The organism is Eggerthella guodeyinii (genome assembly GCF_009834925.2).
Lineage (GTDB): Bacteria > Actinomycetota > Coriobacteriia > Coriobacteriales > Eggerthellaceae > Eggerthella > Eggerthella guodeyinii.
Genome location: NZ_CP063310.1, coordinates 3,285,181 through 3,300,581 on the forward strand (window position 1 = coordinate 3,285,181; position 15,401 = coordinate 3,300,581).

The 15,401-nt window shown below is 63.2% G+C and carries 15 protein-coding genes; 2 read left to right on the forward strand and 13 right to left on the reverse strand.

Annotation, left to right across the window (positions count from 1 at the left end; translation table 11 throughout):
* Positions 1-89: 89 nt before the first annotated feature.
* The 8 genes from GS424_RS14010 to GS424_RS14045 all read right to left on the reverse strand — a co-directional run bounded on the left by GS424_RS14010 (position 90) and on the right by GS424_RS14045 (position 7,069).
* Positions 90-788, reverse strand: coding sequence for a dTMP kinase (locus GS424_RS14010; protein ID WP_160941109.1), 699 nt, complete (start codon positions 786-788; stop codon positions 90-92).
* Positions 781-1,818 carry a dTDP-glucose 4,6-dehydratase gene (rfbB, locus tag GS424_RS14015; protein WP_160941110.1) on the reverse strand — a complete coding sequence of 346 codons (1,038 nt, stop codon included), beginning with the start codon at positions 1,816-1,818 and terminating at the stop codon, positions 781-783. The genes GS424_RS14010 and rfbB overlap by 8 nt, the downstream gene beginning before the upstream one ends.
* Before the next feature lie 16 nt (positions 1,819-1,834).
* Positions 1,835-2,734 (reverse strand): glucose-1-phosphate thymidylyltransferase RfbA, encoded by a 900-nt coding sequence (rfbA, locus tag GS424_RS14020; protein WP_160941111.1) that lies wholly within the window; start codon positions 2,732-2,734, stop codon positions 1,835-1,837.
* A 189-nt stretch (positions 2,735-2,923) separates the two neighbouring features.
* Complete coding sequence (gene loaP / locus GS424_RS14025) at positions 2,924-3,442, reverse strand: antiterminator LoaP (protein ID WP_244977563.1); 519 nt, start codon at positions 3,440-3,442, stop codon at positions 2,924-2,926.
* A gap of 207 nt (positions 3,443-3,649) precedes the next feature.
* The gene (locus tag GS424_RS14030) at positions 3,650-4,303 is read right to left on the reverse strand and encodes a CpsB/CapC family capsule biosynthesis tyrosine phosphatase (protein WP_160941112.1); all 654 of its coding nucleotides are present in this window, start codon (positions 4,301-4,303) and stop codon (positions 3,650-3,652) included.
* A complete protein-coding gene (locus tag GS424_RS14035) occupies positions 4,300-5,142 on the reverse strand; it encodes a CpsD/CapB family tyrosine-protein kinase (protein WP_160941113.1) in 843 nt (280 codons plus the stop codon). Before GS424_RS14035 ends, GS424_RS14030 begins: the two co-directional genes overlap by 4 nt.
* A 13-nt stretch (positions 5,143-5,155) precedes the next feature.
* Positions 5,156-5,812 (reverse strand): YveK family protein, encoded by a 657-nt coding sequence (locus tag GS424_RS14040; RefSeq protein ID WP_160941114.1) that lies wholly within the window; start codon positions 5,810-5,812, stop codon positions 5,156-5,158.
* 36 nt (positions 5,813-5,848) lie between these two features.
* Positions 5,849-7,069, reverse strand: coding sequence for an LCP family protein (locus tag GS424_RS14045; protein ID WP_160941115.1), 1,221 nt, complete (start codon positions 7,067-7,069; stop codon positions 5,849-5,851).
* A gap of 524 nt (positions 7,070-7,593) precedes the next feature.
* Here GS424_RS14045 and GS424_RS14050 point away from each other — a divergent pair.
* Positions 7,594-9,135 carry a DEAD/DEAH box helicase gene (locus tag GS424_RS14050; protein ID WP_160941116.1) on the forward strand — a complete coding sequence of 514 codons (1,542 nt, stop codon included), beginning with the start codon at positions 7,594-7,596 and terminating at the stop codon, positions 9,133-9,135.
* 56 nt (positions 9,136-9,191) lie between these two features.
* Here GS424_RS14050 and GS424_RS14055 read toward each other — a convergent pair whose 3' ends face one another.
* The 5 genes from GS424_RS14055 to GS424_RS14075 form a co-directional block, all read right to left on the reverse strand.
* The gene (locus GS424_RS14055; protein ID WP_160941117.1) at positions 9,192-10,355 is read right to left on the reverse strand and encodes a helix-turn-helix domain-containing protein; all 1,164 of its coding nucleotides are present in this window, start codon (positions 10,353-10,355) and stop codon (positions 9,192-9,194) included.
* Positions 10,356-10,501: 146 nt separating this feature from the next.
* The gene (locus GS424_RS14060) at positions 10,502-12,157 is read right to left on the reverse strand and encodes an ABC1 kinase family protein (RefSeq protein WP_160941118.1); all 1,656 of its coding nucleotides are present in this window, start codon (positions 12,155-12,157) and stop codon (positions 10,502-10,504) included.
* A 24-nt stretch (positions 12,158-12,181) separates the two neighbouring features.
* Positions 12,182-12,562, reverse strand: coding sequence for a phasin family protein (locus GS424_RS14065; protein ID WP_154333187.1), 381 nt, complete (start codon positions 12,560-12,562; stop codon positions 12,182-12,184).
* 189 nt (positions 12,563-12,751) lie between these two features.
* A complete protein-coding gene (locus tag GS424_RS14070) occupies positions 12,752-12,907 on the reverse strand; it encodes a hypothetical protein (RefSeq protein ID WP_244977564.1) in 156 nt (51 codons plus the stop codon).
* A gap of 289 nt (positions 12,908-13,196) precedes the next feature.
* A complete protein-coding gene (locus GS424_RS14075; protein WP_160941119.1) occupies positions 13,197-14,240 on the reverse strand; it encodes a DMT family transporter in 1,044 nt (347 codons plus the stop codon).
* Positions 14,241-14,490: 250 nt separating this feature from the next.
* Here GS424_RS14075 and GS424_RS14080 point away from each other — a divergent pair, with 250 nt between their 5' ends.
* On the forward strand, positions 14,491-15,375 hold the full coding sequence (locus GS424_RS14080; RefSeq protein WP_160941120.1) for a LysR family transcriptional regulator: 885 nt from the start codon (positions 14,491-14,493) through the stop codon (positions 15,373-15,375).
* Positions 15,376-15,401 lie beyond the last annotated feature (26 nt).

The following is a 15,401-nucleotide window of genomic DNA, read 5'->3' on the forward strand; positions in this document are numbered from 1 at the left end:
ACTGAAACAGCCAATGGCTGGGCCCCGTTACAGAACCGAATCAATTCCAACCGTTTTGTGACGCCATCGCAGCGATCCTGCAGGAGTCATCAATGCTGCTCTAGCTTTCGATGTTCACCGAAACATTCTTTTTCCATCAGCCTCGAAACCTCCTCGTGTATATCCTCGATTGAACGCAACTTGCCTTCTGGCGCGCACTCAACCCTCTTCCAGCCGCAACGCAACGCGCAGTGGTCGGCGGCTTCTCGACAGCGATCCAGGTAGGCGCCGTCCGCCTCATGGATGTCTTTGGCTACGCCTTCGCGTGCGCATCGTTCTTCGACAAGTCTGCGACTTGCAGCCGAATCCATGCTCAGATAGATAACCAAGTCCGGTTCCGGGATCCCCAAAAGGTCATACTCAAAGTCGAACAGCCAGTCCAGAAAACCGTCCCACTCCTCCCGGGGCAATTTCGCACACTGGTGGACCGCATTCGACGTCGTGTAGCGATCAGCCAATACCATCCCACCAGCCTCGTAGAACCCTTTCCAGTCCGACTTGTACGACGCGTAACGATCCACAGCGTAAAAGGTCGATGCAGCGTAAGCACCCACATCATCAGGATTGGATCCAAACTGCCCCGAAAGATACATGCGCACAAGGGCCGAGGAGGCGCTACCGTAGCGAGGGAAAGACAGCGAGCGCAAATCGATGCCACGCTCGATAAGGCTTGCGCGCAGCAAGTTAGTCTGAGTCTCCTTGCCAGAGCCATCGAGGCCCTCGACAACGACAAGCCTCCCTCTAGCCAAGATGCTCGCCTCCCTTGTATACCGACTGCATCTGATTGGCCTCTAGGTATCTACCATCCAAAATGCGCTGCCACCAACCCTCGTTCGCTAAATACCAGTCGACGGTTTGCTCGATGCCATCAGCGAACACGGTCCGGGGTTCCCAGCCCAACTCGTTGCGAATTCGAGCGGGGTCGATGGCATAACGCCGATCGTGTCCCTTGCGATCCTCCACGTAGGAAATCAGACTTTCTGGTTTACCCAAACGCTCCAAGATGAAGCGAACGATGTCGATGTTGCTCATTTCGTTGTGCCCACCAACGTTGTAGACCCGCCCCGGCTCGCCCTCTCGCATCACGAGATCGATCGCCTCGCAATGGTCCTCAACGTAGAGCCAGTCGCGCACGTTCAAACCATCTCCGTACACGGGCAGAGGTTTTCCGGCCAAGGCGCGCGACACCATGAGTGGAATCAACTTTTCAGGAAACTGAAAGGGCCCGTAGTTGTTTGAACAGCGGCTTATGGTGGCGGAAAGGCCGAAAGTGCGCACATAGGCACCAACTAAAAGGTCAGCGGAAGCCTTTGAAGCGCTGTAGGGACTTGAGGGAAACAAGAGCGCCTCCTCGACGAACAGAAGATCGGGTCTGTCAAGCGGCAGGTCGCCGTACACCTCGTCGGTTGACACCTGATGGAAGCGGCCGACGCCATACTCGAGACAGGCGTCCATAAGCACGCGCGTGCCGGTAACATTGGTTTTGAGAAACAGATCTGGGTCGGAGATCGAGCGGTCTACATGACTCTCGGCGGCAAAGTTGATCACAGCATCAAAACCCTCCTCGAAAAAGAGTGCTCGCACAGACGCTTCATCGCGCACATCGGCGCGCACGAAGCGGAAACGGGGGTTCTCGAACGCTGGACGCAACGTCTCCACATTTCCGGCGTACGTGAGGCTGTCAAGACACACCACGCGGTCGTTCGGATGCTTGCCCAGTTGGTGATAGATAAAGTTCGACCCGATGAAGCCAGCCCCGCCCGTTACGAGCACATTCATATTCCCCTCCATCGTCTTATTGGGTCGCATTCATATAGCTGTTCAGGACCTTGCGCTCCAAAACGTTCTTCAGATGCGCTCCGTACGGCGACTTGCCGTAGCACAATGCAGCCTGTTCGAGGGCGGCCTCATCAATCCAGCCGGAATTGAATGCGATCTCCTCAAGAGCGGCTATCTGCAATCCCTGGTTCCGCTCCACCACGCGTACGTACTCAGCAGCCCGGTAGAGGCTCTCGGTTGTACCCGTGTCGAGCCAAGCAGACCCGCGATGAAGAAGCGTCACGTTAAGAGAACCGTCCTCAAGGTACATACGGTTCACATCAGTGATCTCAAGCTCGCCGCGAGCCGAAGGCTTGACGGAAGCAGCAAAGTCCACCGCACGCTCATCGTAGAAGTACAAGCCGGTGACTGCGTAGTGGCTCTTGGGCTCCTCCGGCTTCTCCTCAAGGGACAGCACCCGGCCCACACCGTCGAACTCGACGACGCCGAAGCGCTCAGGGTCAGGCACGTAGTACCCGAAAACAGTCGCGCCGCTTTCGCGCGCGGCAGCCTCTTTCAGTTTCGCCGTAAACCCACCGCCGTAAAAGATATTGTCCCCCAGGATAAGCGCGCATCGTCCCCCGGCAACGAAGGGCTCTCCGATAACCAAAGCCTGGGCGAGGCCGTCTGGACTGGGCTGCGTTTCGTAGGTCAACTCTATGCCAAATTGCGATCCATCGCCAAGCAACTGCCGGAATTTCGGCAGGTCATGCGGCGTGCTGATGACCAATATCTCACGGATGCCTGCCAGCATGAGCACCGAAAGCGGATAGTAGATCATTGGCTTGTCGTACACGGGCAACAGTTGCTTAGACGTGACGGTGGTGAGTGGATACAGCCGAGTACCCGACCCACCCGCTAGGATGATCCCCTTCATGCGACCTTTCCTTTACAGTCAGCGATCCGGTCGTCTGACATGACTCCGACAGTCAACTTAACATAACCGCGCTTATCAGACTTTGGGGGCGTGGAAATCTCCGGGGCGCTTGAGGCGCTCTCCCCCGCTGACGCGAAGTCGTCGTCTGCCAACGCGGCGGCTCCGCCGGCGGTTACATCTATACAGTTGTCAGGGTTTTTTTCGAACAATCTCTAATCCGACTTTGATGGTTTTCATACGGCCAAGAATCTCCATCTCCAGATACGCCAGGCGCTTGTGGCGATCGAGCTTCTTGATGAGGCCCGTCTGGTTCATGAGCGGGCCGTTGAGGATCACGATTTCGTCTCCTTCCATCACGCCGTTCGAGAACTCGACCACGCGATGGCCGGGTTGGGTGAACGCGTTGATGAAGGCGGCTTCTTGATCGTCAAGAGGCGTGAACACATCGTTGTTGCCGAGGAGTCTGGTGAACTTGGGCACGCTTCGCAGCGCTTCCCGCAGCTTCCCAGGATGATCGGTGATGACGAAAATATAGCCAGGAAGCAGCACTTCGGTGCGCATTTTCCATACGCCCTGGATACGCTTCTTGACTTCATATTGGGGGATGAAGGATTCTTGGATTAATTCTTCGTCGACAAGCTTGTTGATCAGGTCAAGCACGTGCTTTTCCTGGCCGCCGACCGTTTGCACGACGTACCACAATGCCATCACCTCCCTGGCAAGACGAAATAAAGATACGGCTTCGCCCTAGCCATTCGGCCAAAACGCAACAACGATATGCATCCTCTTGATCGATCCGGAACGCGCACCCAGCGACGATCCCGCTTTCCTCAAGATATGTGTGCAGTTTCCTGCCGTTAGGTCACAGGCCGGACCTGTGGCCTAACGGCAGGAAGCCGTCAACCCGACGCACGCTTACAGGCGCGCGTGCGCTCCCCGCGTGCGGTACGTCCGCTTCGCCTCCGCGAAGTAGTCGTAGTGCTCCACCCGGTGCGCGTCGCTCGCGATGTACGCGTACAGGTTCTCGTCGAACAGGCGCTTCGCGGGCTTGCGCTCGGCGCCCATGCGCCCGCCGGCCACGAAATCGGCCGACGCTTGCAGCTTGCAACCCATCTTGACCAGGTTGCGCGCTACCTCGACATCCTCCTGAATGGCGCGGTAGCGCTCGGGATGGGCGATGATCACCTGGTAGCCCTTCCCCTGCAACTCGAAGATGGTCCGCTCGTACACTTCGAAATCGGGCTTGCGGGCCCGCGTGGAAAGCTCAAGCAAAAACTCGTTCGTGCCGTCGTAGTGCAGCCGATCGGCCCAGTCCATACCCAAATCCATGAGCTTCGCGTGGTTCACCTCGAAGCCCATCGTCAACGGGAACCCGTCGGCGTGCGCCACGAGCAGCTCGTAAGCATCCCACATCGCGTCGTAATCGAAGTACGGGTCGCGGCAATGCGGGGTGCACACGATGGACGTGATGCCCGCAGCCTTGGCGGCCTCCAGCATGGCCAGAGACTCGTCCAGGTTGCGCGCGCCATCGTCGACGCCGGGAAGGATATGACAGTGCAGATCTCTCATCGGGCGTTACGGCCCCTTCCAGCCGGGGGCTCGATCTTGGCGAAACCGCCACGTCCACCCGCGGGCACCGCGCTCCCCTGCGCTCCGCGGCTTGCACGACGGCCCGCCGCAGGAGCCGGTACGCGGCCCTCGGTCTGCAACGCAGCGACATCGCCGTCGTCTTTCACGCGGCCGCCGTCCTTGGTGTAGTACGCGTAGTAGTACTCGGAACCCGTGCCCTCGCAGAACGTCGCGCAGATGCCGAGGATGTTCGCATCGGCCTTCTTCAGCTGATCGCAGGCGTCCACGAGCTCGGCGCGCTTCGTCGAGCCGGGCTTCACCACGAGCACCGTGCCGTCCACCAGGGTGGACAGGATGGCGGCGTCGACGAACGTGCCGACCGGCGGCATGTCGAAGATCACGTAGTCGTAGCTGTCCTCAAGCGTGGCGACGAGCTTCTGGTAGCGCTTGGACGAGATGATGTCGGCCGGGTTGGGAATGTTCGGCTCGACGTCGAGGAAGAACAGGTTGGGGGTCTGCGTCGCCGTCACGGCCGTCTTCAGCGGGGCCGCATCGGTGAGCACGGCGTACACGCCCGCCGCGGGACGCACGCTCAGCAAGCTGGCGAGCGTGCGACGGCGCATGTCGGCCTCCACGAGGAGCACGGTCTTGCCGGACGTCGCGATGGCGCGCGCCAATTCCACGGAGCACGTGGACTTGCCTTCGTTCGGCACCGAGCTCGTCATGACGATGGAGCGGATGGGGTTGTCGGGCGACATGAAGCGGATGTTCGCGAACAGCGTCTTCGCCGCGTTCTGCACCTCGAGCTGATTGGACGACTGCTTCTTTTTCTTAGCCATGGCCTGTTCCCTCCTAACCCTTGATCGTGGGGATACGGCCGATGACCGGCACGCCCAGCAGTTCTTCAGCCTCTTCGGGGTTGCGCACCCGCGTGTTCAGCATGTCCAGCAGCACCACGATGGCCACCGCCAGGAAGATGCCCGCGAGGAACGCGACCGCCGTGTACATGGTGCGCGGCGGGCCCGACGGCGACGTCGGCACCTGGGCCGTGTCGACCACGTTGACGCTCTCGACGCCCATGGTTTCCTGGGCAAACCCAGATAGCACCGATGCGATCTCGTTGGCGACGATAGCGGCCGCGTCGGGCTTGCCTGCCGTCACCGAGATGCTGATCACGCGCGTCGTGGTGCCCGCTTCGACGGAGATCTTGTACCCGTCAAGCGAGCTCATGCCCAGCGCCTCGGCCGTGCGCCTTTGCACCGTCTCGGACTTGGCCACGGTGGAGATGTCGTTCGCCATGAGCTGGCTGGCGGTCAGGTCGCTGTACTCGGTAGAGTTCGACCCCGACTCGCCGCTTGACGTCAACACGTACACGGAAACCGTCGCCGTGTACTGGTTCTGCATGAGGCCCCAGCTGAAGCCTGCCGTCGCGATCGCGAGCACGACGGGCAGCGCGACCACCAAGGCCAGGTGCTTGCGCAGCAATTTGAATAGTTCGAGCAGTGTCATTCGTTCGTCTTTCTGTCACCAGCGCACGGAACGCTGTTACTTACCCTGCACGGTGGTCTCAGCGGCTTCGGGGTTCTCGCCGGAGTCGACCGCCTTCATCAGTGTAGCCCAACCCTCGGGATCTTCGTAGCACAGCCACAGACCGCCGAGCTCTTCCATGAAGTCGCCCTTGTACGGGCCGGTGCAGGTGTAGATGGTGGGATCGCCTGCCTGGGCGAAATCGGTGGCGAGCGAGATCATCGTTTGCAGATCGATGTTCGTGGACACGCACTGGGACAGATTCTGGATCAAGCCGGGAATCTCGACCGGCGGAGCTTGCAGCACGTTCTTCATGAGCGCCACGGCCATCGCGCGCACATTGGACTGGCGAATGGCCTCCTGGTCGTCGCCGTAGGCGGTGCGCATGCGAGCGAGCGCCACGCACTGCTCGCCGTTGAGCAGCTGGTTGCCGGCCTCGATGTGGATGGGAGCCTGGTCCTGCGTGTACACCTGGTAGTCGATGGTGTAGGGCACGTCCACGTAGATGCCGCCCATCGAGTCGACGAACTCGGCCAGGCCGGCGAACTCGATCTCGACGTAGTCGGAAATCTTCACGCCGGTGAGGTCCTGGACCGCCGTGACGGCGCCGGCCGCACCCCCCTCGGCGAACGCCTGGTTGATCTTGGTCGTCGTACCGTTGAGCTGGTACGGCGTATCGCGCGGCACCGACACCATGGTGATGACGTGATCCACCGGATCGATGCGCACGAGCACGAGGGCGTCCGAGCGCTCCCCGTAGGTTTCCCAGTTGTCCGAGCCCACGAGCAGCACGTAGAACGGCTCCACCTGGGAATCGGAGGGGGCGAGCACGGTGTTGAGCTCGTTCTGCTCCTGCGCATCGAGCGCCATGTTGCTGGAAAGGCTGCTCGTGTACCAGGCGCCATACGCGGCGACGCCGCCCACAAGCACCACGATGACCGCGAGCGCGATGAGCGCGGCCCTCTTCAGCTTGGTGTGCTTCTTCCGCTTCTTGCGCACGCGGATGATCTCGTCGGCTTGCGAAGCGTAGCCGTAGTTCGCCGGCTGCTGGCCGGGATAGGGCGCCTGGCCGGTCGGCCGCGGAGCGTGCCCGCCGCCCTGCGGATAGGGACGCTCGCCGCGCGGGGCCGCGTTGTACGCGCCGGCGGATGGCTGCCCGTAGGCGCGAGAACCTCCGCGGGGAGCGGAGGAGCCATGACGACCCGAGGCCGCCCTTCTGTTGTTATCGTCAAGTCCCATAGGGAAAATGCGTTTCCTTACCGTCCGCCTCGCCCGTCGCGAAAACCTTCAACTCCGATTTGAGGCGGAGCACTCGTTTTTCCTGCCTTATGATAATAGCACGGTTGCAGTTTAGCAACAGAAAAAAGCACCTTCAATGAAGCCCCCCCCCCCCCCCCGACTTTTTTCGTTTTCCCACGTCAAAGGTGATGTAAGCGATTATAAATTCTTTGCGACAGCCTGCACGGTCACCAGAACCACACATCGTTCGCCGGTGGGCGGTAACCAAGCAAATACGACCCCGAAAGCCTTCCGATTTCATGGAGTTTAGTACATATCCGTGATCACTTTTTACATTTTTCTTTACTTTCCCCCCTACGGGCGGTCATAATGGTCAGTCGCTTTACACGAAATTCTTTCCTGTTTCTTTTCGCGCAATCGCCAACGAATCAGAAAGCGGCTCGAGTCAAGCGCAAGCACACCGCAGGAGCGGGTGCGACCGAAAAGCGCGCACCGGGCGCGTACGAAGAGAAACGGAAACGAATATGCAGAATTTCGCCGACCTCGGCTTGTCCGAGGCTGCCCTTGCCGCCGTCGAGCGTCTGGGCTACGAGAACCCCACCCCCGTACAGCTGCAGGCCATCCCGTTGGTCTTGGAAGGCCGCGACCTCATCGCCGCCGCCAGCACCGGCACCGGCAAGACCGCCGCGTTCCTGCTGCCCATCCTGAGCACGCTGCCGCGCGGCAAGAAGGGCAAGCGCGCCCCGCGCGTGCTGGTGGTCAGCCCCACGCGCGAGCTGGCTCAGCAGATCTCGCAGACGTGCATGCAGATCACCCGCAAGACGGGCCATTACGTGACCACCGTGTTCGGCGGCACGCCCTACGGCCCCCAGATCAACGAGATCCGCCGCGGCACCGACGTGCTCATCGCCACGCCCGGCCGCTTGAACGACCTGATGAACAAAGGCGTCATCGACCTCGGCAGCATCGAGGCCCTCGTGCTCGACGAGGCCGACCGCATGCTGGACATGGGCTTTTTGCCCGCCGTCACCACCATCGTGGACGCGACGCCCGACAACCGCCAGACGCTGCTGTTCTCGGCCACCATCGACCAGTCCATCCAGAAGAACCTCGGTTCGCTGCTGAACGACCCGGCCATCGTGGAGATCGCCCGCAACGGCGAGACCGCGAAGAACGTCGAGCAGTTCATGATGCCCATCGCGAACTTCAAGAAGCAGGAGCTGCTGGAAGCCGTGCTGGAGGAGAAGGGCTCCGACCGCATCATCGTGTTCGCGCGCACGAAGAACCGCACCGAGGATTGCTCCGAGGCGCTGTGCGACGCCGGGTACCGCGCCGAGTCCATCCACTCGGACAAGTCGCAGGGCCAGCGCAAGCGCGCGCTCGACAACTTCCGTCGTGGCCGCACGTCCATCCTCGTGGCCACCGACGTGCTGGCGCGCGGCATCGACGTGCCCGACGTGGACCACGTCATCAACTTCGACCTGCCCGACATGCCCGAGGACTACGTGCACCGCATCGGCCGCACGGGCCGTGCCGGCGAGCAGGGCTACGCCATCTCGTTCGTCACGCGCGAGTCGCGCCGCACGATGGGCGACATCGAGAGGCTCATCGGCAAGGACATCCCGCTCATGGAGTTGGAGACGTACGAGCTGAACATGGCCGACATCGAGAAGGGCAAGAAGAGCGGCGGCCCGCGCAAGGGCGGCTACAAGGGTGCCAAGGGCTCCGGCTCCGGGCGTCCCGCGCGCAGCGGCGACCGTCGTGAGCGTCCGGCGGGCGCCAAGCACGAGGGCAAGCACGGCGGCGAGAAGCGCGAGTTCGAGACCCGCTCCGACAACCGCCCCGGTCGCGGCAAGCGCGCCGAAGGCAAGCGCTCCTTCGAGAAGGCCGACGGCCCGCGCAGCACCAACATGGACCATGCGAAGCGTCGCCTCGAGCTGAACGAGAAGAAGAAGCACGCGAAGGCGGGCCAGGGCGAGCGGGGCGCGGCCAAGCAGGGCGGCTCCAAGAAGAAGACCGGCGTCGGCGGCTACAACTTCAGCAAGTTCGCCAGCAAGAACGACTAACGCGCCGAAGACAAGAGCATGAACGCAAACCGGGCCGCATCTTGCGGCCCGGTTCTTTATTGCGCGTCGACGTCGATGGGGGCGTCTTTCGCGGCGGCGTTGCGGCGCTTGCGGTCGCGCCACCAATGGGACAGGCTGTGCACGAGCCATTCCACCACGGGGATGGTGAGGAAGGCCACCCAAGCGGGATGCGGCTGGTTCAGCACGAACGCCATCCAGCAGAACCAGGCCACCACGGCGATGGGGTATGCGCCCGAGATCAGCGGCACGATGCGCTTGCGGCCGATGGCGTGCCCTACCATATAATAGAGCGGGATGGTGAGGAACAGGAACAGCCCCATGGCCCAGGCGCCGTTGAGGATGCCCAGCAGCAGGTAGACGATGATCACCACGAGCGGGTACGGGAACTTCACCCACGACTTCTCGAAGTCGCGCAGGTAGTGCTTGCGCACGGGGATGGACTTCCCCACCTCGTCGCCGTACTTCGCGCGGGCGTCGTCGAGGTTGTCGAAGCGCTCGCCCTGCACGCTGTAGGCGCACGGCTCGTACCAGCGCTCGTCCTGATCCCACCCGTGGCGGTATCGCTCGTGGGCATCCTGCCAGCTGTCGAACTGCTCGCCGTTGATGACCACCTTGGCACCGTCGACGAGCACGTCGTCGTCGCCCGCGCCGTTGCCGGGACTCTTCACGTGCACGCCGTCCCAGCCCACGTGCACTTCCTCGCCCTTCTTGCCGTCTCTCACGTGCACGCCGTCGCGCCACGACACGTGCACGTACTCGTCGCCGTCCACCACGTGGATGCCGCCGGGGCCGATGTGCACCTTGCCCTTCTTGTCCGACGACGAGACGCCGGGGCCGTACGTCGCCTCGGCCTCGGTCGTCGCGCCCGCAGCCGCGGCCGCATCGGCGGGCGCGGGCGGCGGGTCCGCCACGGCGGACGCCGCCGGGGCAGCCTGCTCGGCTTCGCGCTTGGCAGCGCGATCGGCCGCTTCGAACGTGACGTCGTCGCGGATCTCGTCGTCGACGTACAGCAGATCGTCCAGCGACAAGCCGTACAGCTGCGCCAGCGCGATGAGATTGTCGGTGTCGGGAGACGACTCGGAGCGCTCCCACTTCGACACGGCCTGTCGCGACACGCCTAGCTGCTCGGCGAGCGCTTCCTGCGAAAGCCCCGCCTGCTTGCGGCGGTCGGCCAGGCGTTGCGCGATCTCTACGTTCATGGTGTGCTGCCTTTCTCGTTTCATCCATAGTAGCGTACCCAAAAGACTACGGTTGCGAGGAAACGAGCGCGACCTATTTCAGTTGGAATTTTCCGCAATTATTGGTTGCGGAACGCCTGAACTGGGGAAATCGCAGCGTTTCAGCACTACAGTTTGCGCTTGCTGATATCGAAGACCACCCATACCGACAGCACCGCGGCGCCGAGGTAGCCGAAGAACGCGAGCACCGGCACGCCCAGCAGGCGCGGCTCCATGGACGACAGCGACAGCATGCTCGACCCGATGAACAGACCCGCGATGATGATGCCGATGGTCAGGCGGTTGATGATCTTGGCCAGCTTCGACAGCGGCGCCTCGCTGCCGAGCACCTCCATGTTCATCTTGAGCTGCCCGCGCGTGAGCATCTTGAGCGTCTCGCCGGAGTACTGCGCCGCGTCGAGCGCGCCGCGCGATGACGAGCGCAACGCGAGCGCGAGGTCCTGCATGGCCTGCACGAGCTCGTCGCCCTGATTCTTCGACCGTTGGATGTGCGCGTTGATGATGGACACGACGTTCTGGTTCGGGATGAACGGCGCGATGGTGCCCTCGAGCGTGACGATGCCGCGCGACACGCTCGTGATGGACGACGGCAGCGTCACCTTGCACGAGCGCGTGAGCATGAGGATGTCGTTGAGGAACGAGCCGATGTCGATATCGGCCACGTCGCACGATCCGTAGTCGCTGAGCAGCAGGTCGAGATCGGCCAGGAAGCGCGTGTGGTCGATGGCCGAGTTGTCCTTCGCGATGGCGAAGGACATGAGCGCGTCCTTGAGTTCGGACGAGCTTTCCATGCCCACCGCCTCGATGATGTTGCCGAACCCGGCGCGGTCGCGCGGGGACAGGCGGCCCATGATGCCGAGGTCGATGTAGACGATCTTGCCGTTGCGGATGAGGAGGTTGCCCGGATGCGGGTCGGCGTGGAAGAAGCCGTGATCGAGGATCTGCGAGGCGTAGTTGTCGAGGATCTTCTCGCCGATCTCCCCGAGGTCGTAGCCGGATTCGCGCAGGCGATCGACCGCGAGGATGGGGATGCCGTCGATGTACTCCATCACCAGCACGTACTCGCCGCACAGCTCGGTGTACACCTTCGGACAGTCGATGAAGGCAACGTTGGCGTTGAGGCGCGCGAACTCCTCGAGGTTGGCGGCCTCGCGCTGGAAGTCCGTCTCCTCCAAGAACGTCGCCCACAGCTCTTCCACCACGTCGCGCAGGTCGAGCATCTGCTCGTCCTTCATGAAGCGCGCGGCGTGGCGCGCCACCATGCGCATGATGTCGATATCCTGGGCCATGGTGGCCTTCACGCCGGGACGCTGGATCTTCACGGCCACGATCTCGCCGCTGACGAGGCGCGCCTTGTGCACCTGCGCCAGCGATGCGCTGCCGAGCGGCGTGGGGTCGATGGCGTCGAACACGTCGCCCTGCGCATCGCCGTAGATATCGTCAAGGGCCGCAAGGATGGCTTCGAAGGGCAGCGGGTCGCACTCCATCTGCAGCTTCGCCAGCTCGTCGCAGTACGCTTTCGGCAGGATCTCCGAGCGCGTGGACAGCGTTTGGCCGATCTTCACGAAGCTGGGGCCCAAATCCTCCAGCATGGCGCGGAACTCCTCGGGCGAGAAGCCCTTGAGGAAGTGGTGCTTCCGCAGGATATCGGATATTTCCTTGAGGCGCCGCGTGCGCGTCTTGCGGTTCAGGTGGAACCGATCCTCGGGATCGACCTCCGAACCGGAACTGAAGAAGTAGCGCAGCAGCGTGTTCTCAGGCATGGACGGGCAGCTCGCAGCCGCGCGCTAGACGCCCGGCGTCTGCGGCTCGGCAGCCGCAGCCGCCTCGTCGTCCACGGCCACGGCGGACGCGTCGCCCACCTCGGCCTCGGGAGCCGGTTTCGCGTTCGCCTTCTCGGCGATCTCGGCGGCCTTGGCGGCGAACGCCGCGCGCTCCTCGGGCGTCATGGCGGCCATGCGCGCCTCGAGCACGTCGTAGCGCACCGATGCGGCCATGTCCTCGGCCTTGTGCTTGAGTTCGGTGTTGATCTGCTTGCCCTGGTCCACCGTGAGCTCGCCCTTGGAGATGAGCTGGTCCACCAGATCCTTGGTCTTTTCGCCGGTGATGGCCATCGCGCCGATGCCGGCCAGGAAGATGTCTTTGAATCCGTCGCTGAGGTTAGCCATGAGAGCCTCCTATGCTTGGCGATCTGCCGTCCGCTCGCGGACAGCCTCTGCAATCATGATGCACCAAATCGGCGAAAAGGGCAATGCTCGCAACGGGTGAGCGCGGAGTCGTCAAGGGAAGGTTGCCGCTTCTCCGCTTTCCGCCTGCCCCGCCGCCCCCGATGGGGCGACGGTCGTCGGTCGGGATCGTCAGCCGCGCGTGACGCGCGGCGGCCTGCGGCCGATATCGGAGCGATAGAGCTCGCTCAGCAGCTGGGCGACGCTCGAATCGCCCGACGCGCTCCCCTTCCTCGGGGTGCGCTCCTCGGAACGCGCGGAAGACTCGGCCATGCCGAGCTGCTTCATCAGATCCTTCGCTTCATCGTTGGACAAGGGTTTCGATGCCATCGGACATGCACGCTCCTCCCATATAGCGACAAGCAGTCAAGGCGTTGTTACCCTTGTACTATAGAGAAAGATACCCTGCGCGCCGGCGAACAACCACCAATCGGGGCAACGTGACCAGACGAAAGGACGTTTTCGCCGAGCCGCCGCGCATGGACGGCAGAAACGAAGCGGCGAGCGGGCATGAGCCGCTCGCCGCTTGACGCGCGAAAAGGGATGGCCAGGGGGCGACCCGGGCGCGGGAAGGTAGCTACGCCGCGCGCTCGGAAGCGAAGGAGCGACGTTCGGGAGGCACGAGGTGAGGCAGCTCCACCCCGGCCAGGGGAGCGGAAGCGCCGAACTCCGCACCTTCGAACCATCCTTCCTCGAACGCGAGCCCCTGCTCGGCCTGCAGCGCCGGCGACGCGGCGGGCGCGGCCTGGCGGCCCTCCACCCACGTGGCGGCCACGACGCTGGCCACGATGAGCGCGGCGCCCACGAGGCCCGCCGTGGACAGCACCTCGCCCAGCAACGCGAACGAGAACGCCGCGGTGAACACCGGCTCGCCCGTGAGCAGCAGCGACACGGTGGACGACGGCAGCTTCGTCAGCGACACGTTCTGCAGCATGAACGTGAGGCAGGTGCTGAGCAGCGCGAGGAAGGCGATGGTGCCCCACGCCATGGGCTGCACAGCCAGCACGTTCACGGTCGGCTCGAAGGCCAGCGCGCACGCGAGAGCCACGACGAACGACGCGGCGATCTGCGTGCCGGCCACGGTGACGGCATCGAGCTGCTCGAGGCCCCGTTCGCCGAACACGAGCGCGCCGGCCAGCGCCACGGAGGACAGCAGCGCGAGGATCTCGCCCAAGCCGAACGACGGCGCTCCCCCGTTGCTGCACAACAGGTAGAGCCCGACCACGACCGCCGCCTGGAACGGCAGGAAGGCCAGCGGGTAGCGGCGGCGATTCACCACCGAGGAGAGCAGCGGCGCGAACACCACGGGCAGCGCCACGAGGAAGCCCACGTTGGTGGCCGTGGTGAGGTCGAGCGCCACGTTGCAGGTGAGGTACGCGAGCGCCATGCACAGCGCCGCGGGCAGCCAGGCGCCGAGGCGCGCGCCGCGCAGCTGGCGCACGATGCGCGGACCGAAGAAGAGCGCGAACACGAGCGTGGCCAGGCCGAACCTGATGGCGAGGCACCACATGGGCGTGATGCTCTCGTACGCCATCTTCGTGATGGCGTTGCCCGAGCCGAAGATGACGGTTTGCAGCACGACGCACGCGACATAGGGCCAACGCTTGCTACGGGTTTCCATGGGGTGCCTCCTTCCGGTTCACAGCTTGCACGGCACAAGGCAGCGCAAGGCTTCCAAGCCCCGCCCTTGCGGGGCTTCTCGAACGATGTTCTTGGGTTGCCGGACTATGGTATGGTTTCGCCTGGTAAAAGTAAAATGAGATTTTCTTTTTAATATTTCAAGAAAACCTTGTTTACCCATGTCGCACTCCGTATAGTGCACGGTATGAGCCCCGATTGTGAAGATTCCGTGAGCGGTGAAGGATAGGCGCATGAGCAACCAGAAATACGAAGCGGTTCTAAAGGTGGCCGAGACGGGCAGCTTCAAGCAGGCCGCGCACGACCTGGGATACACGCAAGCCGGCATCAGCTACCTCGTGAGCACGCTCGAACGCGAGCTGGACGTGCCGCTGTTCGTGCGCGACTACGGCGGCGCGCACCTCACCGCGGAGGGCTCCGACCTGCTGCCCTGGATGCAGAACGTGTGCAACAGCGAGCGGCAGCTGGAGATGCGCCTCGCCGAGCTCAAGCACCTCGAGAGCGGCATCGTGCGCGTGGCGGCGTTCACGAGCACGGCCATCCAGTGGTTCCCCGGCATCGCAAAGCGCTTCCTCGCGCAGCATCCCGGCATCGACTTGCAGCTGATCTGCGTCGACGACGAGGACGAGCTGGAGGAGGCCGTGTGGCGCGGCGACGCCGACTGCGGGTTCTTCGTCTACCCCATCAAGCACGACCTGCACGCCGTGCCCCTGCGCAAGGACCCGCTGCTCGTGGTGCTGCCGCCCGACCACCCGCTGGCCGACGCGCCGTTCGTGCCGCGCGAGGCGCTGGCGGAGGAGCCGTACATCCGCCTGAAGAGCGGGACGTCGTCGGAGATGGAGACGCTGTTCCGTGCGAACGACGTGGAGCCCAACGTGCGCTTCACCATCGACAGCGACTACGCGGTGATGAGCATGGTGAGCGCGGGGCTGGGTTTCAGCGTGCTGGCGGACCTCATCCTGCGCGACGCGCCGTTTCCCCTGGCCGTCAAGCAGCCCGAGGTGGAGACGAGCCGCGAGATCGCCATCGCGCTGCGCTCGCTGGAAACGGCCTCGACGGCCACGCGCGCGTTCCTCGACGTGACGCAGGCCTGGATCGCCGACGCGTACGCCCGCTGAGGGGGAGGGCGTACCAGGACCGGAGA

Bases quoted from the DNA above. Each gene is read 5' to 3' on its own strand.
- GS424_RS14030 (WP_160941112.1), bottom strand. From the start codon at position 4,303: ATGAGAGATCTGCACTGTCATATCCTTCCCGGCGTCGACGATGGCGCG.
- GS424_RS14050 (WP_160941116.1), top strand. From the start codon at position 7,594: ATGCAGAATTTCGCCGACCTCGGCTTGTCCGAGGCTGCCCTTGCCGCC.
- GS424_RS14065 (WP_154333187.1), bottom strand. From the start codon at position 12,562: ATGGCTAACCTCAGCGACGGATTCAAAGACATCTTCCTGGCCGGCATC.
- GS424_RS14070 (WP_244977564.1), bottom strand. From the start codon at position 12,907: ATGAAGCAGCTCGGCATGGCCGAGTCTTCCGCGCGTTCCGAGGAGCGC.
- GS424_RS14040 (WP_160941114.1), bottom strand. From the start codon at position 5,812: ATGACACTGCTCGAACTATTCAAATTGCTGCGCAAGCACCTGGCCTTG.
- GS424_RS14045 (WP_160941115.1), bottom strand. From the start codon at position 7,069: ATGGGACTTGACGATAACAACAGAAGGGCGGCCTCGGGTCGTCATGGC.
- GS424_RS14075 (WP_160941119.1), bottom strand. From the start codon at position 14,240: ATGGAAACCCGTAGCAAGCGTTGGCCCTATGTCGCGTGCGTCGTGCTG.
- rfbA (WP_160941111.1), bottom strand. From the start codon at position 2,734: ATGAAGGGGATCATCCTAGCGGGTGGGTCGGGTACTCGGCTGTATCCA.
- GS424_RS14035 (WP_160941113.1), bottom strand. From the start codon at position 5,142: ATGGCTAAGAAAAAGAAGCAGTCGTCCAATCAGCTCGAGGTGCAGAAC.
- GS424_RS14055 (WP_160941117.1), bottom strand. From the start codon at position 10,355: ATGAACGTAGAGATCGCGCAACGCCTGGCCGACCGCCGCAAGCAGGCG.
- rfbB (WP_160941110.1), bottom strand. From the start codon at position 1,818: ATGAATGTGCTCGTAACGGGCGGGGCTGGCTTCATCGGGTCGAACTTT.
- loaP (WP_244977563.1), bottom strand. From the start codon at position 3,442: ATGGCATTGTGGTACGTCGTGCAAACGGTCGGCGGCCAGGAAAAGCAC.
- GS424_RS14080 (WP_160941120.1), top strand. From the start codon at position 14,491: ATGAGCAACCAGAAATACGAAGCGGTTCTAAAGGTGGCCGAGACGGGC.
- GS424_RS14060 (WP_160941118.1), bottom strand. From the start codon at position 12,157: ATGCCTGAGAACACGCTGCTGCGCTACTTCTTCAGTTCCGGTTCGGAG.